This is a genomic window from Microbacterium sp. NPDC055455, from assembly GCF_053619935.1.
Window position 1 is genome coordinate 109,751 of sequence record NZ_JBSHLB010000007.1, and the last position, 24,774, is coordinate 134,524.

At 72.3% G+C, this 24,774-nt stretch carries 24 protein-coding genes and 2 riboswitches; of the genes, 12 read left to right on the forward strand and 12 right to left on the reverse strand.

Features of this window, described 5'->3' with window-relative positions:
* Positions 1 to 59: 59 nt before the first annotated feature.
* Entirely contained in the window at positions 60 to 860 is an 801-nt protein-coding gene (locus ACWGUG_RS16445) for a DUF1206 domain-containing protein (protein ID WP_378881398.1), read from the forward strand.
* A 30-nt stretch (positions 861 to 890) separates the two neighbouring features.
* On the opposite strand, the gene ACWGUG_RS16450 is transcribed toward ACWGUG_RS16445, so the two are convergent.
* Complete coding sequence (locus ACWGUG_RS16450; RefSeq protein WP_452325310.1) at positions 891 to 1,670, reverse strand: patatin-like phospholipase family protein; 780 nt, start codon at positions 1,668 to 1,670, stop codon at positions 891 to 893.
* Positions 1,671 to 1,806: 136 nt separating this feature from the next.
* On the opposite strand from ACWGUG_RS16450, the gene ACWGUG_RS16455 reads away from it, so the two are divergent.
* The gene (locus ACWGUG_RS16455) at positions 1,807 to 2,991 is read left to right on the forward strand and encodes an aminotransferase class I/II-fold pyridoxal phosphate-dependent enzyme (RefSeq protein ID WP_452325311.1); all 1,185 of its coding nucleotides are present in this window, start codon (positions 1,807 to 1,809) and stop codon (positions 2,989 to 2,991) included.
* Positions 2,992 to 3,012: 21 nt separating this feature from the next.
* On the opposite strand, the gene ACWGUG_RS16460 is transcribed toward ACWGUG_RS16455, so the two are convergent.
* A complete protein-coding gene (locus tag ACWGUG_RS16460; RefSeq protein ID WP_452325312.1) occupies positions 3,013 to 3,801 on the reverse strand; it encodes an EI24 domain-containing protein in 789 nt (262 codons plus the stop codon).
* 166 nt (positions 3,802 to 3,967) lie between these two features.
* Between ACWGUG_RS16460 and ACWGUG_RS16465 the strand changes: the two genes are divergently transcribed.
* The 5 genes from ACWGUG_RS16465 to ACWGUG_RS16485 all read left to right on the forward strand — a co-directional run bounded on the left by ACWGUG_RS16465 (position 3,968) and on the right by ACWGUG_RS16485 (position 6,327).
* Positions 3,968 to 4,228, forward strand: coding sequence for a hypothetical protein (locus ACWGUG_RS16465; RefSeq protein WP_452325313.1), 261 nt, complete (start codon positions 3,968 to 3,970; stop codon positions 4,226 to 4,228).
* A 98-nt stretch (positions 4,229 to 4,326) separates the two neighbouring features.
* Positions 4,327 to 4,707 carry a hypothetical protein gene (locus tag ACWGUG_RS16470; RefSeq protein ID WP_336396407.1) on the forward strand — a complete coding sequence of 127 codons (381 nt, stop codon included), beginning with the start codon at positions 4,327 to 4,329 and terminating at the stop codon, positions 4,705 to 4,707.
* 55 nt (positions 4,708 to 4,762) lie between these two features.
* Positions 4,763 to 5,593: a DNA-formamidopyrimidine glycosylase family protein gene (locus ACWGUG_RS16475; protein ID WP_452325314.1), complete on the forward strand. Its 831-nt coding sequence runs from the start codon at positions 4,763 to 4,765 to the stop codon at positions 5,591 to 5,593.
* A gap of 67 nt (positions 5,594 to 5,660) precedes the next feature.
* Complete coding sequence (locus ACWGUG_RS16480) at positions 5,661 to 5,783, forward strand: hypothetical protein (protein ID WP_336396405.1); 123 nt, start codon at positions 5,661 to 5,663, stop codon at positions 5,781 to 5,783.
* Between the two features lie 34 nt (positions 5,784 to 5,817).
* On the forward strand, positions 5,818 to 6,327 hold the full coding sequence (locus ACWGUG_RS16485) for a hypothetical protein (protein ID WP_336396404.1): 510 nt from the start codon (positions 5,818 to 5,820) through the stop codon (positions 6,325 to 6,327).
* On the opposite strand, the gene ACWGUG_RS16490 is transcribed toward ACWGUG_RS16485, so the two are convergent.
* The 3 genes from ACWGUG_RS16490 to ACWGUG_RS16500 all read right to left on the reverse strand — a co-directional run bounded on the left by ACWGUG_RS16490 (position 6,314) and on the right by ACWGUG_RS16500 (position 8,872).
* Positions 6,314 to 6,916, reverse strand: a complete 603-nt coding sequence (locus ACWGUG_RS16490) for a carboxymuconolactone decarboxylase family protein (RefSeq protein WP_452325315.1) — start codon at positions 6,914 to 6,916, stop codon at positions 6,314 to 6,316. The two genes, ACWGUG_RS16485 and ACWGUG_RS16490, sit on opposite strands and share 14 nt — an antisense overlap.
* 91 nt (positions 6,917 to 7,007) lie before the next feature.
* A complete protein-coding gene (locus ACWGUG_RS16495; protein WP_378882119.1) occupies positions 7,008 to 8,501 on the reverse strand; it encodes a DHA2 family efflux MFS transporter permease subunit in 1,494 nt (497 codons plus the stop codon).
* 167 nt (positions 8,502 to 8,668) lie between these two features.
* Positions 8,669 to 8,872: a hypothetical protein gene (locus ACWGUG_RS16500; protein ID WP_336396402.1), complete on the reverse strand. Its 204-nt coding sequence runs from the start codon at positions 8,870 to 8,872 to the stop codon at positions 8,669 to 8,671.
* 47 nt (positions 8,873 to 8,919) lie between these two features.
* Between ACWGUG_RS16500 and ACWGUG_RS16505 the strand changes: the two genes are divergently transcribed.
* Positions 8,920 to 10,938, forward strand: coding sequence for an ABC transporter ATP-binding protein (locus ACWGUG_RS16505; RefSeq protein ID WP_452325331.1), 2,019 nt, complete (start codon positions 8,920 to 8,922; stop codon positions 10,936 to 10,938).
* A 15-nt stretch (positions 10,939 to 10,953) separates the two neighbouring features.
* On the opposite strand, the gene ACWGUG_RS16510 is transcribed toward ACWGUG_RS16505, so the two are convergent.
* From ACWGUG_RS16510 to ACWGUG_RS16535, 6 genes are read right to left on the reverse strand one after another with little or no spacing between them, the layout of a single operon-like run.
* Positions 10,954 to 11,907 carry a glycosyltransferase family 2 protein gene (locus ACWGUG_RS16510; RefSeq protein ID WP_452325316.1) on the reverse strand — a complete coding sequence of 318 codons (954 nt, stop codon included), beginning with the start codon at positions 11,905 to 11,907 and terminating at the stop codon, positions 10,954 to 10,956.
* Between the two features lie 50 nt (positions 11,908 to 11,957).
* Complete coding sequence (locus ACWGUG_RS16515; RefSeq protein WP_452325332.1) at positions 11,958 to 13,112, reverse strand: cysteine desulfurase family protein; 1,155 nt, start codon at positions 13,110 to 13,112, stop codon at positions 11,958 to 11,960.
* A gap of 22 nt (positions 13,113 to 13,134) precedes the next feature.
* Positions 13,135 to 13,992 (reverse strand): carboxylating nicotinate-nucleotide diphosphorylase, encoded by an 858-nt coding sequence (gene nadC, locus ACWGUG_RS16520; protein WP_336396400.1) that lies wholly within the window; start codon positions 13,990 to 13,992, stop codon positions 13,135 to 13,137.
* A complete protein-coding gene (gene nadB, locus ACWGUG_RS16525; protein WP_452325317.1) occupies positions 13,986 to 15,569 on the reverse strand; it encodes an L-aspartate oxidase in 1,584 nt (527 codons plus the stop codon). The genes nadC and nadB overlap by 7 nt, the downstream gene beginning before the upstream one ends.
* Positions 15,566 to 16,918 carry a quinolinate synthase NadA gene (gene nadA / locus ACWGUG_RS16530; protein WP_336396398.1) on the reverse strand — a complete coding sequence of 451 codons (1,353 nt, stop codon included), beginning with the start codon at positions 16,916 to 16,918 and terminating at the stop codon, positions 15,566 to 15,568. Before nadA ends, nadB begins: the two co-directional genes overlap by 4 nt.
* 26 nt (positions 16,919 to 16,944) lie before the next feature.
* The gene (locus ACWGUG_RS16535; protein WP_336396759.1) at positions 16,945 to 17,646 is read right to left on the reverse strand and encodes an NUDIX hydrolase; all 702 of its coding nucleotides are present in this window, start codon (positions 17,644 to 17,646) and stop codon (positions 16,945 to 16,947) included.
* Positions 17,647 to 17,800: 154 nt separating this feature from the next.
* Between ACWGUG_RS16535 and ACWGUG_RS16540 the strand changes: the two genes are divergently transcribed.
* The 4 genes from ACWGUG_RS16540 (at position 17,801) to gcvP (ending at position 23,802) form a co-directional block, all read left to right on the forward strand.
* On the forward strand, positions 17,801 to 18,973 hold the full coding sequence (locus ACWGUG_RS16540; RefSeq protein WP_336396397.1) for a MarP family serine protease: 1,173 nt from the start codon (positions 17,801 to 17,803) through the stop codon (positions 18,971 to 18,973).
* An 87-nt stretch (positions 18,974 to 19,060) separates the two neighbouring features.
* Positions 19,061 to 19,157, forward strand: a riboswitch (glycine riboswitch).
* 1 nt (position 19,158) lies between these two features.
* Positions 19,159 to 19,268, forward strand: a riboswitch (glycine riboswitch).
* A gap of 48 nt (positions 19,269 to 19,316) precedes the next feature.
* Positions 19,317 to 20,534 carry a glycine cleavage system aminomethyltransferase GcvT gene (locus ACWGUG_RS16545; RefSeq protein ID WP_452325318.1) on the forward strand — a complete coding sequence of 406 codons (1,218 nt, stop codon included), beginning with the start codon at positions 19,317 to 19,319 and terminating at the stop codon, positions 20,532 to 20,534.
* Complete coding sequence (gcvH, locus tag ACWGUG_RS16550) at positions 20,531 to 20,914, forward strand: glycine cleavage system protein GcvH (protein ID WP_336396395.1); 384 nt, start codon at positions 20,531 to 20,533, stop codon at positions 20,912 to 20,914. Before ACWGUG_RS16545 ends, gcvH begins: the two co-directional genes overlap by 4 nt.
* Complete coding sequence (gene gcvP / locus ACWGUG_RS16555) at positions 20,911 to 23,802, forward strand: aminomethyl-transferring glycine dehydrogenase (RefSeq protein WP_452325319.1); 2,892 nt, start codon at positions 20,911 to 20,913, stop codon at positions 23,800 to 23,802. The genes gcvH and gcvP overlap by 4 nt, the downstream gene beginning before the upstream one ends.
* A gap of 36 nt (positions 23,803 to 23,838) precedes the next feature.
* On the opposite strand, the gene ACWGUG_RS16560 is transcribed toward gcvP, so the two are convergent.
* Positions 23,839 to 24,708: a CPBP family intramembrane glutamic endopeptidase gene (locus ACWGUG_RS16560; protein ID WP_452325320.1), complete on the reverse strand. Its 870-nt coding sequence runs from the start codon at positions 24,706 to 24,708 to the stop codon at positions 23,839 to 23,841.
* Positions 24,709 to 24,774: the final 66 nt, after the last annotated feature.

The window sequence follows — 24,774 nt, forward strand, 5'->3', positions numbered from 1 at the left end:
GATCTCCGGCCGCATTTCAAGTCCCTTCTGCGCGAGCCGGCGAGGGATACGGTTCCAGCATGACCACTGCGAAGAACGCGGCGCGGGCCGCACAGGAATCACCCGTATTCCGCACCATCGCCCGCATCGGCTACGTCGTGCTCGGCGTGCTCCACATCGTCATCGGCGCGATCGCCATCTCGGTCGCGGCGGGCGGCGGCGGGCAGGCCGACCAGGGCGGCGCGATGCAGACCATCCGGGAGACCCCCGCGGGGGTCTTCATGCTCTGGGCGATCGCGATCGGCCTGGTGGCGCTGGCCGCATGGCAGATCGCAGACGCCTTCCTCGAGCGCGAGCCCGACGAGAAGAAGAAGTGGGGCCACCGCGCGAAGTACCTCGGCACCGCCGCCGCCTACCTCGCGATCGCCGCCACCGCCGTCGTGTACGCGATGGGCGGCAGCTCGGACTCCTCCCAGTCGTCGCAGACGTTCAGCGCCCAGCTCATGTCGACGCCGGGCGGGGTGTTCCTCCTCGTGCTCGTGGGCCTCATCATCTTCGCGGTGGGCGTCGCCTTCATCATCCGGGGCGCGACGCGCGCGTTCGAGAAGCACCTGGATCTGCCGGCAGGGTCGGTCCGCAAGGGCATCGTGACGTTCGGCGTCGTCGGCTACATCGCGAAGGGGATCGCCGTGGGCGTGACGGGCGTGCTCTTCGTCGTCGCCGCTGTCACGCACGACGCCGAGACCGCCGGTGGCCTGGATGCCGCCCTCCACTCGCTCGCCGAGCTGCCCTTCGGGCGCATGATCCTGTGGGTCGTCGCCGCCGGCCTCATCATCTACGGCGTCTTCTGCTTCGCCCGCGCCCGCTACGCCCGGATGTGACACGGGGGAGCGCGGCGGGGAGCGGCCGTCTCACCCGGAGACCGGCTCCGCGTCCGCGCCTCCTGCGCCCGGATCGCGCGCGGATCGCTCGTCGAGGGCGACGAGCGCCGCGCGACGCCCCTCGGCGATGAGACGCGGGACGTCTGACATCGTCCACTGCGCCATGCGTTCCATCTCCGGCTGGATCAAAACGACGGCGGGGTCACCCGCCAGTTCGGCGGTGCGTGAGACGGTGCGCATCATGCGCACGTTCTCCCATCGGGCGTGCAGCCGCACCACGATGAGGCGGGAGGCGCCGAGCATCCGTGCCGCCTCGACGGGCACGTTGTCGACCATGCCGCCGTCGGCCAGCAGCGCCGCGGCGCGCCGCACCGGCGGCAGGATCCCCGGGACGGCGATCGTCGATCGCAGCGCCAGGCTGAGCGGACCCTCGTCGATGACCACCCCGCGGCGGGTGCGCAGGTCCGTGGCGTAGGCGGCGAACCGGCGGGGGAGCTCTTCGATGAGCGGGTCCCTGCCGAGCACGCGGATGACCGAGTCGCGCACCGCTGCGGTGTCGAGCAGGCCCCAGCGGGGGGAGAGGGACCATCGGGCGATCGCCCCCCAGCGGAACTCGCGTGCAGCCCGCTCGATCGCCCCCTGATCGAGCTCGGCGGCGTAGGCGGCCGCGACGAGCGCACCCGAGCTCGTGCCCACGGCGATGCCGGGACGGATGCCTCGCTCCGCGAGCACCTGCAGCACCCCGACGTGGGCGGCGGCGAAGGCTCCGCCCCCGCCGAGCACGAGCGCCAGTCCGTCGTCGTCGGTCACGGGCTCATCCTGCCTCACGCGGCGCTGCGGACAGAAGACGCCGGCGCCGCCGTCCGCGCGGGCCATTGACGCGTCGGCGGCGTCTTGGGAAGCTGAGCGGGGTCACAGTCCGGCGCTGGGGAGCGGGGGTCCGACGATGGAGATGTCGACGCGTGCGAGGGCGGCGAAGAAGTCCGTGGACGTCGTCACGACGTTCTTCTCCCGGATCCAGGCGCTCGCCGCCGATCAGGATGCCCTCGACTTCACGTTCGGCAACCCGCACGAGATGGCGCTGCCGGGGCTCTCGTCCGCACTGCGCGCGAACGCCCAGCCGCGGTCCGTCGACTGGTTCGCCTACAAGAGCAGCGAGCGGTCGGCGCAGGAGGTCGTCGCGTCCGGCCTGCGCACCGAGCTCGGTCTCGACTTCGAGCCCGACGACATCGCGATGACGCAGGGCGCCTTCGGGGCGATCTCGCTGACGTTCGCGCTGCTGGCCGATGCGGGCGACGAGGTCGTCGTGCCGGTGCCCGGCTGGTTCTGCTACGAGCCGACGCTGTACGCCGCTGACCTGGTCCCGGTGCGGGCCGCGCTCGATCCGGAGACCTTCGACCTGGACGTGGATGCCATCGCGCGGGCGATCTCGCCGCGCACGCGGATCGTCATCGTCAACTCGCCCGCCAATCCGACCGGACGTGTGTACCCGAAGTCGGCATGGGACGCTCTCGCGGAAGAGCTGGAGCGTGCGTCGCGCCGTCACGGGCGCCGCATCTGGCTGCTCTCGGACGAGCCGTACCGCCGGATCCGGTTCGACGGCGTCGGGTTCGCCAGCCCGGCCGGCTCGTACCCGTGGACGCTCATCGACTACAGCTACGGCAAGGTGCTCCTCGCTCCCGGGCAGCGGCTCGGGTATCTGGCGCTGTCGCCGCACATCCCGGCGGCAGAGCGGGAGGAGCTGCGCGCCGCGCTCTTCCCGCTCGGACTCGCGATCGGGTGGGGGTTCCCCGACGCCATCATGCAGTACTCCGTCCCCGAGCTCGAGTCGCTGACGATCGACGTGCAGGAGCTGGCGAGGAGGCGGGACCGCCTCTACGGCGTGCTCACGGAGGCAGGTGTGCAGGTCACCCGCCCCGAGGGCACGTTCTATCTCTGGGGCCGGGCGCCCGGCGGGGACGGGCGCGTCTTCTGCGACGCCCTCGCCGCCCGCGGGGTGTACGTCATGCCCGGAGACCTGTTCGATCAGCCGCATCACTTCCGCGTCTCGCTGACGGCGACCATGCCCATGATCGACCGGGCGATCCCGCACATGGTCGATGTCGCCCGGGAGCTCGCGCAGGCCTCCTGACGCCGCAGGCAGCGACGCGCGTCAGGCGGACGGCACCGTGCCGGCTGGCCGTGCGGGCTCCTCTGCGGCGGGTGCGCGCCGGGGCGCGCTCTCCAGCAGGGAGCGAGCGAGCAGCGTGGATCCCGCCACGGCGGCGGGCATCGTGACGACGGCGCCGAGCGGCACGAAGAAGCAGAGCTGGGTCGCCACGCCGAAGCCGAGGACGCGCGCGCGATGCCGCCGCATCAGACGTCGACGGTCGGCGGGAACCAGTCCGCGCGCGGTGAGCGCGCGGGATGCGAGCTCGTCCGCCAGCAGCCAGCCGGTGAACGACACTGCGAACACGGCGCTCAGCGCGCCGCCCACGACCGGGATCAGAGCCACCAGGGCGGCCAGGAGCGCGATCACCATGCCGCGTGAGATGAGCGAGATCCCGTCGGCCACGGATCGCCAGAACCCGTAGCCGGCGTCGTCTCCGGCGTCGCCGAGATCGGCTTCGACCGCCTTCCAGATCCTGTCGTAGAAGGGCTCGCCGATGAGCAGCGTCAACGCCGTGAAGGAGACGGCGACCAGCACGAGCGAGGCGCCGAGGAGCGCCGTGCCGACGGCGAGCCGGAAGACGCTGGCCCACACACCCGGCCAGCCGTCGGCGAAGGGGGTGATCGCCTCCGTGATGGTCGGCAGGTACGTCCCGAGGGCGATGAGACCGGCCAGGAAGATCACCGCGACGATCGCCGCGGGAACGAGCCCGAGCGCCATCAGCCCGGGACGCCGCCGCCAGTAGGCGAAGCCGCGTCCGAGCAGGCCGACCCCCCGGGCGAACTCGCGCATCCCGCTCACTCTACGTCCGGTCGCGGCATCCCGGCCCGGCCCTTGACAGGCGGCGCGAACGGCCCACAGCATCATCGGCAAGTCAACCCCTTGTCGCCGCATTTCGGATGCCGCCAGGGTGGGCCTGCGCTCGCATCGAGGCGGGCTCCGCCAGCAGGAGGTGGCCATGCTCAGTGCACCGATTTCGGCCGATGGGGTTCGTCGCCCTGAACTGACCTGGGTCGGGTCGGGCGCCTGGGTCGCGTGCGATCCGGACGCCGACCCGAACGATCCCCGCCGGACGGTCGCGTACCTCGAGTGCAAGGACGAGCGGGTGTATCTGCTGTGGGTGACCGGCTCGTCGGGGGTGTGCGAGTTCGACTCGATCCGTGCGGCGCTGGATGCGATCGCCGAGCGGCTCGCAATGACGCAGCCGACGCCTGGCTAGAGCAGCCCAGCTCGCGCCTGGACCGTCTCCGGGCCGATGTCAACCCCCTCTGCGGATCTCCGTGCGGGGGGCGATGCTCGGTCCGCAGGAGGTTGACGATGTCCGGACCCACGGGGGGCGCGGGAGCCTCGACGAAGGGAGCGGTCGCCGCCGCCACGAGTGATGCGAGGCATCCGGCGGCGACCGTGCAGCAGCAGGAAGACGCTCGGCGGCTGGTCCTCGCACCGCTGTGCGACCGCTCGTGGCGCCTGTGCGATCGGGCCCTGACCTACAGCGACCCGGCGAGTGTGATCGCGTACGTGGAGGAGCTCGAGGACGGCACCTACGAGGCGGTGTGGGTGTCGGTGGGGCTGGGATTCGCACGGTACCCGTCGCTGGAGCCGCTGCTCGCCGACGCGATCGAACGCGTCGACAGCGGTCGCAGTCTCGGCGCCCTCAAGCCGCAGCACATCCCGCACCGCCCGCCTGCCCGGGTGTGAGGCCGACGCGGGACCACGCCCTCGCCGTGTCGGCGGCCCGTGGCAGGATGTGCCCATGCCAGAGTCTCCCGAGGTCGAGGCGCTCGCGCGGTTCCTCGGCAGCGAGGCCACCGGCCGCCAGGTCGACGAGGTCGATGTCCTCGAGTACCGCGTCGTCAAGACGCGTGCAGCGCCCCCGGCGACGATCGTGGGGCGCACCATCACCGGAGCCGCACGCCACGGCAAGCACGTCGAGCTGATCCTCGACGAGGGGAGCCTCGTCGTCTCGCTCGGCAGACACGGCTGGATGCGGTGGTACGCCGACGGCGTCGATCCCGATTCCGCTGCCGACGAGCCGCCTGCTCTGGCCGCATTCGCCCTTGCCGGCGGGCGGACGCTGGCGGTGACGGATGCCGGAACCTGGGTCTCGCTCGGGCTCTTCGTCGTGGCCACCGCGGAAGCGGTGCCGGCGATCGCGAAGCTCGGTCCCGATCCGGCGGACCCGGGGTTCACCCGTGCGGACTTCGACGCGGCTCTCGGGCGGCGCCGCAAGCAGATCAAGGCGATCCTGCAGGAGCAGGAGTCGCTCGCCGGCATCGGCAACGCGTACTCCGACGAGATCCTGCATCGGGCCCGCGTCTCGCCGCTCGCCCACGCGGCCGCGCTGGACGCGGGCGAGTCCGACCGATTGTTCGATGCGACGGTGTCGACCGTGCGCGAAGCGATCGCCGCGCGCACGGGCGTCCCGATCGACCGGCTGAAGGCCGAGAAGGTGGCCTCGATGCGCGTGCACGGCCGCACCGGCGAGGCGTGCCCGGTGTGCGGTGACACGGTGCGCGATCTCGCGTTCTCGAGCACGGTGGCGCAGTACTGCCCGACGTGCCAGAACGGGGGCGCGCCGCTCTGACGACGCACCCCGGCGCGAGGCGGCAGGGCGGACCCCGCTGCTGCACGGCGTGGGTAGCATGGACGACATGACCACGTCGCAGCAGCCCGCCCCGATCACCCTCGCCCCCGTCTCCGACGACAAGAACCTCCTCACGGTCGTCGAGTCCGGCAGCTCCTGCTGCGGTGGCGGCGCCTGCGGCATGGGCTGAGGCCCGGCGCCCGAAGTCGACTCTCGCCGCGCTGATGACCGACGAACAGCTGCACATCACCCCGCGCGTCGGGCGCATCCTCATGTCCGAGGAGGCGATCTACGGCCTGATCCTCGTGTCCGGGATGATCGTCGTGAGCGGCTCGTCGACGGGCACGTCGCTGGACGCGTTCATCACGGTCGCCGTGACAGTCGTCGTGTTCTTCGCGGCGCACGTCTTCGCCGGCACGCTGGGCAGGCTGGCGGCCACCGACGGTCACGCCGGTCTTCGCGCCAGCCTGAGGGCCTCGTCGCGTCAGTCCGGCGGCATGCTCCTCGCGTCGGTGCCGCCGCTCACGATCCTGCTCCTGGGAACCTCCCGGGTGATCGAGGACAGCACCTCCCTGTGGGTGGCCCTCATCGTCAACACCGTGATGCTCGGCGCGCTCGGGTGGATCGCCGTCGCCCGCTGGAGCACTCACTGGCTCCCGCGCATCCTGAGCGCCCTGACCACCGCCGCGTTCGGCGGCGTCCTCATCCTCCTGAAGGCCGTCATCCACCACTGACGCGGGCCGCGCCGCGGGTCCCGCGCAGCGCGGAGGTGAGCGACGCGCTGAGCCCCGGCACGTCGTCCGCCGGCACGGCGAGCGCCTGCAGCGACCTGCTGAAGAAGTTGCGCGCACCGGCGGCCAGGGTGATGTCCACGATCTGGCGGTCGGTGAACCCCACATCGCGCAAGCGCTGCGCGTCTGCGTCGGTCATCGCCGCAGCATCCGTCGACAGCCTCTCGGCGTACTGCACGACCGCGGCGTCGGCATCGCTCAGGCCGGTGCCGGCAGCCGCGCCGTCGCGGACGAGCCGGGCCAGCTGGTCCTCGTCCAGGAGTCCCGCCCGCAGCGACCTGCGCCCGTGGGCCAGGAGGCAGTGCTCCGACCCCAGGGCACGGGCTGCGCCGAGGGTGGCGAGCTCGTACGTGCGCAGGCCGATCGAGGGCAGGATCGCCCCGATCAGCGCCTCGAAGGCCTGATGCGCCTCAGGATTCACCGCCATCGCCCGCGTGTGGGCGAAGACGAACCCGTCCTCTCGCAGGTCCGCCTGGTACATCTCGGCGACGTGTCCCGCGGCGGTGTCGACATCGGGTGTGCTGACGATCATGCTGCTGCCTTCCCGTCGGTTCTCGGGCGCCATCCAGAATCGCGGATGCCCCACCCCTTGTCGAGGGGCGGGGCATCGGCGTGATACGTCGTCAGTGCGCGGCAGGCGCCCCGACCGGCTGGTCGGCGGGCTTGCGGATGAGGAATGCGCCCACCAGGAGCGGCAGCGACAGGAACGCGGCCGTGAGGAACGCCGCGTGGGTCCCGGCCGCGCCGGCAGCGGCCTCGTCGGCGCCGGATGCCACCGCGGCCGACGTGCCGGCGGCCATGACGCCGAACATCAGGGCGATCCCTGCAGCACCGGCGACCTGCTGAACGGTGCCGACGACCGCCGATCCGTACGAGTAGAACCGGGGCTGCAGCGATGCGAGCGAGGCCGTGAACAGCGGCGTGAAGGAGAGCGCGAGACCCAGCGACAGCGCGGTCTGCGCGACGGCGACGAGCCACACCGGCGTCTCGGTCGTGAACGTCGTGTAGAACCACAGCAGCGAGCTGGTGATGACGGCGCCCGGCACCAGCAGCACCGTGGTGCCCCAGCGGTCGTAGATGCGGCCGATGAAGGGACCCGCCAGACCCATCGCCAGCGCGCCGGGCAGCACCACGAGGCCCGCCGTCAGCGGGTCTGCGCCCAGCACGTCCTGGAGGTAGAGCGGCACGATGGTGATGGCGCCGAAGAACGCCATCGACATGATGGCCATCTGCGCGATCGACAGGGAGAAGTTCGTGCTGCGGAACACCCGCAGGTCCAGCAGTGCGTCGTCCTTGCGCTGGAGGCGCACCTGTCGCCAGCCGAAGAGGCCGAGGGCCACCACGCCGATGCTCAGCGACACGATGAGCGTCGTCGTCGAGGCGGCGGTCGCAGCGGCGGCATCCGCTCCGCCCCCGTGACCGCCGGCGCCCAGCTGGCTGAGGCCGAAGACGAGGCCACCGAAGCCGAGGGCCGACAGGATCACCGACAGCACGTCGATCGGCGCGCGCGTGGTCTCACCGAGGTTGTGGATCCAGCGGGCGCCGACGACCAGCGCCACGATCGCGATCGGCAGCACCATTCCGAAGATCCAGCGCCACTCGAAGTTGTTCAGGATGGCGCCGGCGAGCGTCGGGCCGATCGCGGGGGCGAGCGAGATCACGATGCTGACGCGGCCCATCATGCGACCGCGGATGGCTGCGGGCACCACGGTCATCAGCGTCGTCATGAGCAGCGGCATCATGATCGCGGTGCCCGAGGCCTGCACGACGCGCGCGATGAGGAGCATCGGGAACCCGGGCGCGAGGAACGCGAGGAGCGTGCCCGCCGAGAACAGCGACATCGCGGCGACGAACATCGTCCGCGTGGTGAAGCGGCGCAGCAGGAAGCCGGTGATCGGGATGATCACCGCCATGGTCAGCATGAACGCCGTGGTCAGCCACTGCGCGGCGAGCGCGGTGATGCCGAGGTCGACGATGAGGTGCGGGATCGCGACGCCCATCGTCGTCTCGTTGAGGATCGCGACGAAAGCGGCCGCCAGGAGCAGCCAGATGACGCGGTTCTCCTCGGGGCGGAGGGCGACGGGGGCACCGGCGGCCTGGCGGGAGACGGCGGGCATGCTGCCGGTACCGGGATTCGTTTCGATGGCGGCCAAAAGTCGTCTCCTCGAGGCTCGGATGGACAGCGAAGCGCCACCCGACGATGGCAAGCCTCCAACTTAACCACAGGCTCCGACATCGCATTCCCGATCGGTCGCAGGAATGCCGGCGCGCGCCGGTCGCGCGGTCAGCGCCCGGCGGGCTCCTCGTCGTCCCAGTCCTCCGAGCCGATCGCGTCGGTCGGCTCGGGCTCGGGCTCGCGATCCTCGATGCCCTTGGGCGTCGGACTCACGATCTCCTCGTGGGGGATGGCCTTGAGCGCGTCGATCTCCTCGCGGAGCTCGGCAAGGTCGCTGCCGTCGTGCTCGGGACGGTCCGGGGTGGAGTTCACGGCACGAGCCTAGCGTCGGCGGGCGGAATTAGGCTGGCGGGGTGAGTATGCGCGGTGGTGGAGGCGGCGGAGGGCACCCCGGGTTCCGGCCGGTCGACACCGAGGCGCAGCGCAAGGCCAACGCCGAGGCTCCCCGGATCCCGAACCTGGGCCGCCGGGTCGTCGCGCTCTTCCGGCCGTACACGTTCTCGATCGCGATCACCGGCGTGCTCGTGGTCGTGGGAGCGGGCATCGCGGTCATCCCGCCGCTGCTGGTGCAGCGGGTCTTCGACGACGCGCTGTTCCCCGTCGACGGCTCCGCCCCCGACCTGACGCTCCTCTGGCAGCTCGTGCTGGCCATGATCGTGCTCTTCCTGCTGTCGGCCGTGGTCGGCGTCGTGCAGACGTGGCTGACGTCCACGGTCGGCAACCGGGTCACCGGCGACCTGCGGGTGAAGCTGTTCGACCACCTCCAGTCGATGGAGCTCGGGTTCTTCACGCGCACCAAGACGGGCGTCATCCAGTCGCGTCTGCAGAACGACGTCGGCGGGGTCTCCGGCGTGCTCACCAACACGGTGACGAGCATCCTCGGCAACACCGTCACTGTCGTGGCGTCGCTGGTGGCCATGATCCTCATCGACTGGCGGCTCACGATCATCGCGGTCGTGCTGATGCCCTTCCTCATCCTCATCCAGCGCCGCGTCGGCCAGGTGCGGGCGCGCATCGCCGGCGAGACGCAGGAGTCGCTGTCGGAGCTGACGGCCATCACCCAGGAGACGCTCAGCGTCTCGGGCATCCTGCTCTCCAAGTCCTTCAACCGTCAGCGCACCGAGTCCGCCCGCTATGCCGACGAGAACGTCAACCAGGTCCGCCTGCAGGTGCGGCGGGCCATGAGCGGGCAGGGCTTCTTCGCCGTCGTGCAGGTCATCATGGCCAGCGTCCCGGCGATCATCTACCTCGTGTCGGGCTACCTCATCGGCAGCGGCACCGACGCCATCACCGCCGGCACGATCGTCGCGTTCACGACGGTGCAGGCGCGGCTGCTCATGCCGCTGATGGGCCTCATGCGCGTCTCGCTCGACCTGCAGACCTCGGCGGCGCTGTTCGCGCGCATCTTCGAGTACCTCGACCTGGTGCCGGCGATCAAGGACGCCCTCGATGCGATCGACGTCTCGCAGGCGCCGGGTCCTGTCGGGCGCATCGAGTTCCGCGACGTGGTGTTCCGGTATCCGGATGCCGCCCCCGACACGAGGGCGACCCTGCAGGGCGTGTCCTTCGTGGCCGACCCCGGCCAGCACGTCGCGTTCGTCGGGCCGTCCGGCGCGGGCAAGACCACCGTGCTGTACCTGACGCCGCGCCTGTACGAGGCATCCGAGGGATCCGTCCTGTTCGCGGGCGAGGACGTGCGGCGGCTCCGGCAGGAATCCATCGTCGACAGCGTCGGCATCGTGTCGCAGGAGACGTACCTGTTCCACGCGACGATCCGCGAGAACCTGCGCTACGCCAAGCCCGACGCGACCGACGCGGAGCTTGAGGCCGCCTGTCGCGCGGCCAACATCCACCACGTGATCGAGCGCTTCGAGCAGGGCTACGACACCGTCGTCGGCGAGCGCGGCTACCGTCTCTCGGGCGGCGAGAAGCAGCGGATCGCCATCGCCCGCGTGCTGCTGAAGGACCCTCCCGTGCTGCTCCTCGACGAGGCGACGTCGGCCCTCGACACGGTGTCCGAGCGCGTGGTGCAGGAGGCGCTGGATGCCGCGGCGCGGGGCCGCACCACCCTCTCGATCGCCCATCGCCTCTCGACGGTGATCGACGCCGACGTGATCCATGTCGTCGAGGCCGGCCGCATCGTGGAGTCCGGCACGCACGGTTCGCTGCTGGCCGCAGGCGGACTCTACGCCGAGCTCGCGGCGCAGCAGCTCGCGACCACCCGCATCCTCGAGGCGGAGGTCGATCAGCCGCCCGCCGATCACCCCGAACGCCGCGCCGACACCGCGCCGGACCAACCCCTCGCGCTCACCGCCGCGCAGCTCGAGGAGCGCGGCATCGGGCGGGCGGTCGTCGGCGACCGGCCGCTCGAGGGCTGATCCGCGCCGGCGACGTCACCACAGGGATGCGGCGGCCAGCGCCGTCGCCGCGGCGTCGGGCAGCGACCGGGGCTCGGCGTGCGGCGTCAGCGCCCGGGCGAACGAGCCGAGCGCGCGGCGGTACGCGTCGTCGGGGTGGTGGCGGGCGATGTCGACGAGCGGCGGCAGGTCCATTCCCAGGATCAGCCGGACGCGGGATGCCACCGCACGCTGCTGTCCGGCCGCGTCGAGCACCGCGACCCCGCCGGAGAGGGCTTCCAGGTAGTCCCGCAGCACCGGCAGCTCCCCCTTGTGCTGGGTGATGGAGGAGCCGTCCGCGCGCTCGCGCCATTCGACGACGACGTCCGGGATGACGTCGAACGCCCGCGCGCGCGTGTACATCTGCTGCGCGACGACCTGGTCCTCGTAGGCCTTCCCGACGGGGAAGCGCAGGCCGGTGCGCTGCCACAGGTCGGCTCGGCTGACCTTCGACCACGCGACGATGTTGCCGGACGCCTCCGGGTGCCGGGCGAGCGTCGTGCCGACCCGCGCCGGATCGGTCGCGGCGGCCACCCACGGCTGCACGCTCCCCGCCTCGTATCCGCCGGCGGTGTCGGGCCGCAGCCGCACGTACGCGCCCACCGCGAAGTCGCTGCCGCTGGCGGCGACGGTGCCGACGAGCCGCTCCAGGGCCCGCGGTGCAAGCCGGTCGTCGGCGTCGAGGAAGCCCACGAACGGGGTGCGCACGAGGTCGAGTCCGGTGTTGCGCGCCGCGCCCAGTCCGCGCTGCCGGGGATGATGGATCACGGTGAAGCGCTCGTCGTGCGCCGCCGCGGCGTCGAAAATCCTGCCGGTGTCGTCGTTCGAGGCGTCGTCGACGAGGATGGCGACCCAGTCCGTGCGCGTCTGGGCGCGGAGGGATTCGAGCGCCTCGGCGGCGTAGAGCGCCACGTCGTACCCGGGGACGATGACGGTCACGGCGGGGGTCACCGTCCGATCCTACGGGCGCGGCGAGGCGGCCCGGCGCCGCGGCGCCGGCGTCATCGGCCCGGTGCGGCGACGGCCGCGACCGAGGCGGCGACGGCATCGGCGACGGCGTCGAGAGGGGCGTTGAGCCAGCGCGGGAAGGTGAAGCGCACGGCTGTCCGGGCGACGTCGGGTGCCACGCCCATGGCCACGAGCACGTGCGACGGCTCGTCGCTGCCGGCGGCGCAGGCGGACCCGCTCGACGACACGACGCCGCGCCGTTCCAGCTCGAGCAGCACCGCCTCGCCGCTGGTGCCGGCGAAGGTGAAGCTCGCCGTGCCGGGAAGCCGGTGCACCGGGTCGCCGGTGAGCCGCGCCGGCGGGATGCTCTCGAGCACCCGCGTGATGAAGCGGTCGCGGAGGGCGCTCACGCGCGCGGATGCCGCCACGCGGTCGGACTCGGCCAGCTCCAGCGCCGTCGCCAGCCCGACGGCGCCCGCGACGTCCTCGGTGCCGCTGCGGCGGCCGCGCTCCTGCCCGCCGCCGTGGAGCAGCGGCTCGAGCGGGATGCGCCCGCGCACGCCGAGCACGCCGGTGCCCTTGGGTGCTCCGAGCTTGTGGCCGGCCAGCGAGATCGCGTCGTACCCGAGTTCGTCCGCCGACAGCGGCAGCCAGCCCGCCGCCTGCACGGCGTCGAGGTGCAGCGGCACCCGCCGATCGCGCAGGAGCGCCGCGATCGCCGCGGCATCCTGCACCGTGCCGACCTCGTTGTTGGCGTACCCCAGGCTCACCAGCGCCGTGTCATCGCGCAGGCTCTCGGCCACAGCATCCGGATCCACACGTCCGTGCGCGTCGACGGGCACCCGCGTCACCGCGTACCCGTGCACGCGCTCGAGGTACGCGACGGATTCGAGCACCGACTCGTGCTCGATCGGCGTGGTGATGACGTGGGCGCGCCGGTCGTCCCGGCGCTGCGCGGCGGCGATCGCGATGCCCTTGATCGCGAGGTTGCTGGCCTCGGTGCCGCCCGAGGTGAAGACGACGTCTCCCGATCGCAGGCCGAGCACGCGGGCGACGCGGGTGCGGGCGTCGGCGAGAGCGTCGGCCGCCGCCTCGCCCACGGTGTGGTGGCTGGACGGATTGCCGTACCACCGGGTGAGGTACGGCATCATCGCCTCGAGCACCTCGGGGCGCACCGGTGTCGTGGCGGCGTTGTCGAGGTACAGCATGCTCATCGTGCGCCTGCCCGGGTCACGGGGCGTCGAGGCGCACGTCGAGCCCGAGGTCGAGTGCGCGGGCGGAGTGGGTCAGCGCGCCGACGGAGACGACGTCGACGCCGGTCTCGGCGATCGCACGCACGGTCTCGAGCGAGACGCCGCCGGACGCCTCGACGGTCGCCCGGCCGGCCACCTGGGCGACGCCCGCGCGGAGATCCTCGAGCGAGAAGTTGTCGAGCATGATCGTGCCGATGCCCGCGGCGAGCACCGGCTCGATCTGATCGAGGCGGTCGACCTCGACCTCGATGTGCGTCGTGTGGGGGAGCAGGTCCTTCGCCGAGCGCAGCGCAGCGGTCGCCGACACGCCCTTCTGCGCGAGCACGGCGAGGTGGTTGTCCTTGGCCATCACCGCGTCCGACAGCGAGTGGCGGTGGTTGCGGCCGCCGCCGTCTCGCACCGCCTTGCGCTCGAACGAGCGCAGGCCCGGTGTCGTCTTGCGGGTGTCGGCGATGCGGGCGCCGGTGTGCGCCACCTCGGCGACATAGGCGCCGGTGAGCGTCGCGATGCCCGACATGCGCTGGACGAAGTTGAGCCCGATGCGCTCGGCCTGCAGGACGCCTCGGGCAGGGCCGGTCACGACCGCCAGCACGGCTCCGGGCTCGAACCACTCGCCGTCCTCGACGACGAGCTGGACGTCGGTGCGCGGGTCGGTGAGCCGGAACGCCGCCTCGAAGACCTCGCCGCCGGAGAAGACGCCGCGCTCCCGCGCGACCAGGTCGGCGCGCGCGACCGCGTTCTCGGGGATGAGCGCCTCGCTCGTGAGGTCGCCCCACGGCGCGTCCTCCTCGAGTGCGAGCGCGACGACCCGATCGATGTGGGCACGGCTCAGCATGCGACCGCCTCCTTCACCGCGCCGACGGGGACGGGCGCGGCATCCGAGCGGAAGTGCGCCCCGACGGACTCGCTGCGGTCGCGGGCCGCCGCCACCAGGTGCTCGGCGACGAGGAGCAGGTTCTCGTCCTCCCGGTCGTGCTCGGAGGAGGGGGCCCGGTGCTGCGCACGCCACGCCGCGATGACGGATTCCGCGTGCGCGAGGCCGGCCTCGTCGCGCCGGAGTCCGGCGTGCTCCCACATCAGGTGCTGCAGCGCCGCTCGCGTGAAGGCCGGTGCGCGCCCGCCTTCCGCGCAGTGCTCACGCGTCCCGGACGTCGGCGGCACGGGAGCGGGCCACGATGCGGATGCCGCGTCCGCGGCGATCGCGTCGCCGGCCCGGGCGCCGAACACGGCGCCCTCCAGCAGCGAGTTGGACGCCAGCCGGTTCGCTCCGTGGACGCCGGTGCGGGCGACCTCGCCGACCGCGTACAGGCCCGGCAGCGTCGTGCGTCCGTAGAGGTCGGTCACGACCCCGCCCATGAGGTAGTGGGCGGCCGGCGTCACGGGGATCGGCTGGCGCGCCCAGTCGAGCCCGCGCTCGCGCACCGCGCGGTCGATCGTGGGGAAGCGGCGGGCGAGGAACGCGGCGCGCTCCGCGGGGTCGGCGGAGTGGATGCCCGTCGCGTCGAGGAGCACGGGCCGGCCGTCCTGCTCCTCCATCCGCCGCGCGATCGCCCGGGCGACGACGTCCCGGGGTGCGAGCTCGCCGTCGGGGTGGGCGTCGAACGCGAAGCGGCGGCCACGCTCGTCGACGAGCGTCGCGCCCTCGCCGCGGACCGCCTCCGACACGAGGAACGAATCGCCGACCGCGAGCACCGTCGGGTGGAACTGGAAGAACTCGAGGTCTGCGACGGCCGCGCCGGCTCGGACAGCGGCGGCGATGCCGTCGCCCGTCGCCACCTCGGGGTTCGTCGAGTGCGCGTAGAGCTCGCCGGCGCCGCCCGTCGCCAGCACCACCGCATCGCCCGCAAGCGCCTCGCGGCGGCCGGGTGAGGAATCCGTCTCGCCGACCAGCAGCTCCACGCCCGTTGCCCGGGTCCCATCGGTCAGCAGGTCGACGAGGAACGCGTGTTCGATGACGGTCACGGCGCTCGACCGCAGGCGGGCGACCAGCGCCCGCTCGATGGCCGTGCCGGTGGCGTCGCCGCCGGCGTGGAGGATGCGCGGGTAGGAGTGCGCCGCTTCGAGACCCTTCACGAATCCGCCGCTGCCGTCGCGGTCGAACGCGACCCCCAGGTCGATCAGCTCGCGGATGCGGTCAGGGCCCTCGTCGACGAGCACCCGGACGGCGTCGGGGTCGCTGAGGCCCGCTCCGGCGACGAGGGTGTCGTGCAGGTGGTCGTCGGCGCGGTCGTCGTCGAACATGACGCCCGCGATCCCGCCCTGGGCGTACCGGGTGTTGGCGTGCTCGAGGACGTCCTTGGTCACCAGCGTGACGCGGCATCCGTGCTCCACCGCGTGCAGGGCGGTAAGGAGGCCCGCGATGCCCGACCCGACGATGACCGCGTGCGGAGCGCGGTCCGGCTGCGGAGTCATGATGCGTGCTCCCATGCGGCGGCGGGGGCGGCGGGCGGCTTGGCGGCGAGCATGCGCTCCAGCGCCAGTCGTGCCGGATCGGCGACGTCCTGCGGCACCGTGATGCGGTTGCGCACCTCGCCGGCCACGAGACCCTCGAGCACCCAGGCGAGGTAGCCCGGGTGGATGCGGTACATCGTCGAGCACGGGCACACGACGGGGTCGAGGCAGAAGATGTCGTGCTGCGGGTGCTGGGCGGCCAGTCGCTGCACGAGGTTCACCTCGGTGCCGATCGCGAAGGTGGCAGGCTCGGTCGCGGCCTCGATCGCCTTGCGGATGTAGTCGGTCGAACCGGCCTCGTCCGCGGCATCCACGACCTCCATGGGGCACTCCGGGTGCACGATGACCCGCACGCCCGGGTGCTCCGCGCGCGCCTTCTCGATCTGGTCGACCGAGAAGCGGCGGTGCACCGAGCAGAAGCCGTGCCACAGGATCACGCGCGCATCGGCGAGCTGGTCGGCGGATGCCCCGCCCAGCGGCTTGCGCGGATTCCACATGGGCATCTGCTCGAGCGGCACTCCCATCGCCTTCGCCGTGTTGCGGCCGAGGTGCTGGTCGGGGAAGAAGAGGACGCGGCGGCCGCGCGCGAAGGCCCACTCGAGCACCGTCCGCGCGTTCGAGGACGTGCACACGATGCCGCCGTGGCGACCGACGAAGCCCTTGATGGCGGCCGAGGAGTTCATGTAGGTCACGGGGACGACGGGGACGAGGCCCTCCTCGTCGACGGCGTCGAGCTCGCCGTAGACGTCGGCGAGCTGCTCCCAGCACTCCTCGACCTGGTCGATGTCGGCCATGTCGGCCATCGAGCAGCCCGCGGCGAGGTTGGGCAGGATGACCGCCTGCTCGGGCCGCGACAGCAGGTCGGCGGTCTCCGCCATGAAGTGCACGCCGCAGAACACGATCGCCTCGGCGTCCGGGTGCTCGAGCGCCGCGTTGGCGAGCTGGAACGAGTCGCCCACGTAGTCCGCGTGCACGACGACCTCCTCGCGCTGGTAGAAGTGGCCCAGCACGACGACGCGCTCGCCGAGGGTCGCCTTGGCGGCGCGGATGCGCGCGTCGAGCTCTTCCTCGGAGGCCTCGCGATACTCCCGCGGCAGCTCGCCCTGGCGGGGGGCGCCGGTCGGGATCACGTCGCCCATCGACGATCCGGGCCCGTACCCCGGGCGGGCGTCGAAGTCCCACGGACCGGCGGCGAGGTCGGTGTTGCAGGTCTCGCCGGTCTGCGCACCGGCGACGATCGCCTGGATCGCGTGATCGACGGACGCGTCGAGGTCTGGCCGAGGCTGCAGAGCGATGTTGATGGCGGACATGATGGGCTCTCTCGTTCGGGTGCGGGTCAGTCTCGGGCGCCGAGCGGGCCGCGGTCGGCCAGTTCGACGTCCTGGTTGTACCGGTACAGCCGGGCCGGGCGGTGGCTGCCGGTGCGGAACCGGTCGGTGGGGATGAGGGTGCCGGAGTTCTCGACCTGGCGGCGGAAGTTCGCCGGATCGAGGCGCCGGCCGAGGACCACCTCGTACACCTCGCGCAGCTCGGCGAGCGTGAACTCGTCGGCGAGGAGGCCGTGGGCGATGCGGCTGTAGCCGACCTTGTTGCGCAGGCGCCACAGGGCGTAGTCGACGATCTCGTTGTGGTCGAACGCGAGTCGCGGGAGCCGCGTGGCATCGAACCACTCGACGTTCTCGACCGTGCCGTCGGCGATCTCGTCCGCCCGCAGCAGCGCCCAGTACACGATCGAGACGACCCTGGTGGGGGAGCGGTCGACCGCGCCGAACGCGTACAGCTGCTCGAGGTAGCTCGGCGCCAGCCCCGTCGTCTCGGCGAGCGTGCGCGACGCCGCGGCATCAAGGCCCTCCGCCGCATCCAGCCAGCCGCCGGGGAGCGCCCACTGGCCCTCGTGCGGGTCGCGGGTGCGCCGCACCAGCGGGAGCACCACCTGGACGCCGTCGCTGCCGGGAAGGCGGCGCAGCGTGAAGATCACCGTCGAGACCGCGACGCGGATCGCGTCGGCCGGGACGGGGTCGGGTGCTGTTCTTGTCATCATGACTCTAACTCTCCATCCACGATCATAGTGTCAGAGTGACCAGAAGCGAAACCCCTGGGGTAACACGCGCCGGAGCCCGGGTGTCGCGGTGCCCTCACAGGCTCGATGCGTAGCCTGGCGGGAGCAGTCCGGCCGTGCGGAAGGGGTGGCGATGATCGTCGTCGACGTGATCGTCGTCCTCGTCCTGCTGGCCGCTCTCGTGAGCGGTGCGCAGCGGGGCTTCTTCGCGAGCATCGGCACCCTCGCCGGCCTCGCCGCCGGCGCACTGGCCGCGTTCTGGCTGACACCCCTGGTGGGCACCTGGGTCCCGTCGCCGGTGTGGCGCGGCCCCGCCGTGCTCCTCACGGCGGTCGGCCTCGTGTTCGTGGGGGCGGCGCTGGGCTCCGCCATCGGCTCGGCGCTGCGCTCGGGCGCCGACCGGCTGAAGCTCCGCGGCGTCGAGCGCTTCCTCGGTGGCGTCGCCTCGGTGTTCGCCGCCGTCCTCGCGCTCGCCCTCGTGGCTCCTGCGGTCGCCGTCGCCGGCATCCCGGGGGTCTCGTCGGCCGTCGCGTCCTCGAGCATCCTGCGGGGCATCGAGGCCGCCACGCCCGACCCGGTCGCGGCGGCCCTCGCGGAGCTGCGCGGCGCCGTCCTCGACGACGGGCTGCCCGGCCTCGGCCAGCTCCTCGGGCCGGTCACCGTCGAGCCGGCACCGCCGGTCGCCTTGGACGATCCGGAGCTGCAGCGCGCCGCGGCATCCGTCGCCCGCATCACCGGCAACGCGTACGCCTGCGGACGCGGATCGGCCGGGACCGGATTCGTCGTCGCCGCCGACCGCGTCGTCACCAACGCGCACGTCGTGGCGGGCGTCGACACGCCCATCGTCGAGCTCCCGGGCGTCGCCGCGCGCGAGGGACGCGTCGTGTACTTCGATCCCGTGGACGACATCGCCGTGATCGCCGTCGACGAGCTCGGCGCCACCGCCCTGCCGTTCGCTCCCACGCTCGCCGCCGGCGACGCGGCCGTCGTGCAGGGCTACCCCTTCGGCGGCCCGTTCGCCATGGTGCCGGCGGCGGTGCAGTCGGTGGGCACCGCCACGGTCCCCGACGTGTACGACGAGTCGTGGAACCCCCGCGAGATCTATGCGCTGCAGTCCGTGGTGCGGCCGGGCAACTCGGGCGGTCCGGTGCTGACCGCCGACGGTGCCGTCGCGGGCGTCGTCTTCGCGCGGGCGGAGAACGACGAGGACCTCGGCTACGCCATGACGATGGCCGAGCTCACCCCGGTCGCCGCCCAGGCGCCGTCGCTGTCGGACCCGGTCTCGTCGGGGTCCTGCGTGGGCTGAACCGGCGGCGGCGGCGGACGGAATCGCCGAAACCGCGTGGATCGGGTCGCCGACCGGTATGCTGGCCCCGCAAGTCAACAACGGCCCATGACCCGGGCGGGAGAGCCTCGGCAGCGCGATCGCCGGGCACCGAAGGAGCAAGCCTCCCCGCCAATCTCTCAGGTACGCGTACCGTTCGGGCAGGCCGACTCTGGAAAGCGATTCAAGCGACGCGACGCGTCGCCCGGGATCCGCCGACGGTGAAAGCAGGATGCCTCGCATCCGGCGAAGCTCTCAGGCCCATGACAGAGGGGGAGTTCACAGGCGTCGACAGGCGCCTGCCCGCCCACGACCGGGAGAACTCATGACCGAACCGAGCGACGCTCCGCCCCGCACCACCGTCCTGCATGCGCGCCACGAGGCGCTCGGCGCCTCCTTCACCGACTTCGGCGGCTGGCTGATGCCGGTGCGCTACACCTCGGACCTCGCCGAGCACCACGCGGTCCGCACCGCCGCGGGCCTGTTCGACATCTCGCACATGGCCGAGTTCCTCGTCACCGGTCGCGACGCCGCCGCATTCCTGGACTACGCGGTGGCGGGCGCGATCTCGCCGATGCGGGTCGGGAAGGCGAAGTACTCGCTCGTGCTGTCCGAGGACGGCGGCATCGTCGACGACGTCATCGTCTACCGCATCGCGGACGACCGCTTCCTGGTGATCGCGAACGCCGGGAACCGGGATGCCGTGGCCGCCGCGTTCGCCGAGCGCGCGCGCCGCGCGCCCGTGGCAGCGTCCTTCGCCGCAGATCCTCCCGCCGGCGCGGGCACCGAGGCGTTCCTCCACCTCGAGGGCGTGAGCGGCGTCGCGACCGTCGCGGACATCACCGACGAGGTCGCGCTCATCGCCGTGCAGGGCCCCATCGCGCGCGCTGTGCTGGAGGCCGCCCCGCTGGAGGGCACCGACCCGTCGCTCGAGGACCTCGGATACTACGCATGGTCCTCGTCGCGGTTCCACGGCGAGCACGTCTTCATCGGCCGCACCGGGTACACGGGCGAGGACGGCTTCGAGCTGCTCGTTCCGAACCGTGCGGCCGGTGCCCTCTGGGATGCGCTGCTCGCGGCCGGCGAACCGCTCGGCCTGGTGCCGGCGGGCCTCGCCGCACGGGACACCCTGCGTCTGGAGGCCGGCATGCCGCTCTACGGCCATGAGCTCTCGCTCGAGGTCCTGCCCGCCCAGGCCGGACTCGGCCGCGTCGCGCCGCTGAAGACGAAGGACGCCGACTTCGTCGGACGTGCCGCACTGGAGGCCGGCGCCGCCGCCGACGCCCCGGTTCTCGTCGGCCTCGTCGCGGAGGGGCGTCGCGCCGGCCGCGCCGGGTACGCCGTCTTCGACAGCCCCGACGCCGGCACGCCGGTGGGCGAGATCACCAGCGGCGCGCTCAGCCCGACCCTGGGGCATCCGATCGCCATGGCCTTCGTCCCGCCTGCGGCGAGCGCGCCCGGGACAGAGCTCTACATCGACGTGCGGGGGACGCGCATCCCCGCGACCGTGACCGCCCTGCCCTTCTACCGGAGGAACACATGACCGACCTCACCGCCCTCAAGTACACCGCCGAGCACGAGTGGGTCGCCCTCGACGGCGATGTGGCCACCGTCGGCATCACCTCGTACGCCGCCGACAAGCTCGGCGACGTCGTGTTCGTGGAGCTGCCCGCCGTGGGGAGCGCCGTCACGGCCGCCACCGTCGTGGGCGAGATCGAGTCGACGAAGTCGGTGGGCGAGCTGTACGCGCCGCTGACGGGCGAGGTCGTCGCGGTCAACGACGCCGTCGTGGACGACCCCGGTCTCGTCAACGCCGACCCGTTCGGCGCCGGGTGGCTCGTGAAGATCACGGTGGACCCCGCCGCGGTGGCGGGGCTCCTGGACCGCGACGCGTACATCTCGCTGACCGGGGGCGCCGAATGACGGGTCTGTTCGCCGACCGTCACATCGGGACGGATGCCGCGGCCCAGCGGCTCATGCTGGACGCGCTCGGCTACGACAGCGTCGACGCGCTCGTGGCGGCGGCGGTGCCGGCATCCATCCACGCCACGCCGCGGTCCACGAGCGACATCCCGCCCGCTGCGACGGAGGCGCAGGCGCTCGCCGAGCTGCGCGCGCTGGCGTCGCAGAACCGCACCGCGCGCCCGATGATCGGACTCGGCTACGCCGACACGCTCACCCCGTCGGTCATCGCGCGCAACGTGCTCGAGAACCCCTCGTGGTACACCGCCTACACGCCGTATCAGCCCGAGATCTCGCAGGGCCGGCTCGAGGCGCTGATCAACTTCCAGACGATGGTGACCGATCTCACGGGTCTCGCGACGGCGAACGCGTCGATGCTCGACGAGTCCACCGCGGTCGTCGAGGGCATGCTCGTCGCCCGGCGCGGCTCCAAGTCCGCCTCCGACGTGTTCGTGGTCGACGCCGACACGCTCCCGCAGACGAAGGCCCTGCTCGCCCACCGGGCGGCGGCCGTCGGCATCCGGCTCGTCGAGCTCGACCTCGCCCGCGGCGCGACGCTGCCCGACGAGCTCTTCGGCGTGCTGGTCCAGTACCCGGGCGCCTCGGGGAACGTCTGGGACCCCTCGGGCGTCGTCGATGCGGCGCACGTCGCGGGCGGTCTCGTCGTCGTCGCCGCGGACATCCTCGCGCTGACGCTGCTGCGCTCACCCGGATCGTTCGGTGCCGACGTGGCCGTCGGCACGACCCAGAGGTTCGGCGTGCCGCTCGGATTCGGCGGCCCGCACGCCGGCTACATGGCGGTGCGTCAGGGTCTGGAGCGGCAGCTGCCGGGACGCCTGGTCGGGGTGTCGCAGGATGCCGCCGGTCACGCCGCCTACCGCCTCGCGCTGCAGACGCGCGAGCAGCACATCCGGCGCGAGAAGGCCACGTCGAACATCTGCACCTCGCAGGTGCTGCTGGCGGTGATGGCCTCGATGTACGCGGTCTACCACGGTCCCGACGGCCTTCGCGCGATCGCGACCGACGTCGCGAAGAAGGCCGAGGCGCTCGGCGCGCGACTGCGCGAGTACGGGCTGTCGCTGCGGTCGGACTCGTTCTTCGACACCATCCGCGTCGCGACGCCCGGTGCGTCGCGACGCGTGATCGAGCGCGCGCGGGAGCGCGGGTATCAGCTCTTCTGGGCGGACGACGCGACGGTCGGCGTCTCGGTCGACGAGACCACGACCGAGGACGACCTGGCGGCCGTCGCGTGGGCGTTCGGCCTGCCGGAGGGGGAGTTCCTCGGTGCGGGCGCCCAGGGGGAGCGCGTGCTGCCGTTCACCGACGCCGAGCCGCTCGCGGGCGTGCCGGCGGAGCTCCGCCGCGTCGAGGAGTTCCTCACCCACCCGGTGTTCAACACCCACCGCTCCGAGACGGCCATGATGCGCTATCTCAAGCAGCTCGCCGATCGCGACTACGCGCTGGATCGCGGCATGATCCCGCTCGGCTCGTGCACGATGAAGCTGAACGCGGCCACCGAGATGGCGGCGGTGTCGTGGCCGGAGTTCTCACGGGTGCACCCGTTCGCCCCCGAGGCCGACGTGCACGGCTATCTCGCGATGATCGAGCAGCTCGAGGTGTGGCTGGCGGAGGTGACCGGCTACGACGCCGTCTCGCTGCAGCCGAACGCGGGGTCGCAGGGCGAGCTCGCCGGGCTCATGGCGATCCGCGGCTATCACCGGGCGAACGGCGACCCGGGTCGCACGGTCTGCCTCATCCCGTCGTCGGCGCACGGCACCAACGCGGCATCCGCCGTGCTCGCGGGGATGCGGGTGGTCGTCGTGGCCTGCGACGACCAGGGCAACGTCGACCTCGAGGACCTGCGTGCGAAGATCGCGGCGCACGCCGACGAGCTCGCCGCGCTCATGATCACGTACCCGTCGACGCACGGCGTGTACGAGCAGGACGTGCTGGAGATCACGCAGGCGGTGCACGACGCCGGCGGCCAGGTGTACGTCGACGGCGCGAACCTCAACGCGCTGCTGGGCTATGCCCGGTTCGGCGACCTCGGCGGCGACGTGTCGCACCTGAACCTGCACAAGACGTTCGCGATCCCCCACGGCGGCGGCGGACCGGGCGTCGGCCCGGTCGCGGCCAAGGCGCACCTCGCGCCGTTCCTGCCGAGCCACCCGTTCTCGCAGCGCAAGGACCACGCCGGCGGCGTGTTCGACGGCGGCCCGATCTCTGCCGCGCCCCACGGCTCGGCGAGCATCCTGCCGATCTCGTGGGCGTACGTGCGGATGATGGGCGCCGAGGGCCTCCGCGCGGCGACCGCGTCCGCGGTGCTCGCCGCGAACTACATCGCGTTCCGGCTCCGCGAGCACTACCCGGTGCTCTACATGGGTGAGGGGGGACTCGTCGCGCACGAGTGCATCCTCGACCTGCGCCCGCTGCGTGAGGCCACCGGCGTGACCGTGGACGACGTGGCCAAGCGTCTCATCGACTACGGCTTCCACGCCCCGACGATGTCGTTCCCGGTCACGGGGACGCTCATGGTGGAGCCCACGGAGTCCGAGGACCTGGCCGAGATCGAGCGCTTCATCGAGGCGATGATCGCGATCAAGGCCGAGGCCGACCGTGTGGCCGCGGGGGAGTGGCCCGCCGCCGACAACCCGCTGGTCAACGCCCCCCACACCGCCGAGTCGGTCGTGGCCGGCGAGTGGTCGCATCCGTACTCCCGCGAGACCGCCGTGTATCCCGTCCACGCGCTCGTGCGCACGAAGTACTGGCCGCCGGTGCGCCGCATCGACCAGGCCTACGGCGACCGGAACCTCGTGTGCGCGTGCCCCCCGATCGAGGCGTTCGCCTGACACCCCCGGAGCGACGGGATGCCGCGGCCTGGCCCGTCAGGACGCGGCGGCCGGAGTCGGGGTCGGGGTCGGGGTGAGGGTCGGCGTCGGGACGGGCGCGAAGACGCCGGGCCAGAGGGCGACGGCGAGCGGGTACCCGACGAAGGCGACGACGTCGAGCACCGTGTGCGCGATCACGAGCGGCATGACCCGGCCCCATCGGCGGTAGCACCAGCCGAAGACAATGCCCATCACGATGTTGCCGACGATCGCGCCGATGCCCTGGTAGGCGTGGTACGCGCCGCGCAGCGCGGCGGTCGTGAGGATGATCGTCCAGTCGCCCCAGCCCAGGCGGCGCAGGCGGTCGAAGAGGTAGCCGATGAAGACGACCTCCTCCGTCAGCCCGGCGCGCAGGGCGGACAGCAGGAGGAGGGGGACGGTGTACCACGCCGCGTCCAGCGGCGAGGCCACCACCGCGACCGTGATGCCCAGCACCCGTCCGACGGCGTACAGTGCGAGCCCCGGCAGGCCGATGACGGCGGCGAGCAGGATGCCGCGGCCGACGTCGCCGCCCAACCGCGTGAAGTCCAGCCCGATGCGGCGCAGCGCGTTGCCACCCGGCTCCCACAGCAGGTAGACGACGAGGGCCACGAGCGCCAGCGCGAAGAAGACCGACAGGAGCTGATACACCACGTCCCAGACCGCCTGGGCGTCGCGCGACGGATTGACCTGCGTCTGCTGCGAACCCAGCGGGACGGGCGCGAGGAGCTTGCGGACGAGCGAGAGGACGGAGTACACGGCGGACTGGCCGACCGTGATCGCCAGGACGATCCAGACCTCCCACCGCAGTCGCTGCCGGCCATACCGGTCCAGCCGGGGAAGGGTAGTGGATTCCCTCTGGTTCGCGGGCGCGTTCGGGGGAGTCATCTTGTCAGATTGTCACACTCGGCGTCGATTGAGTTAAGGCTCTGTAACGTTTTCGTCGATCGTTTT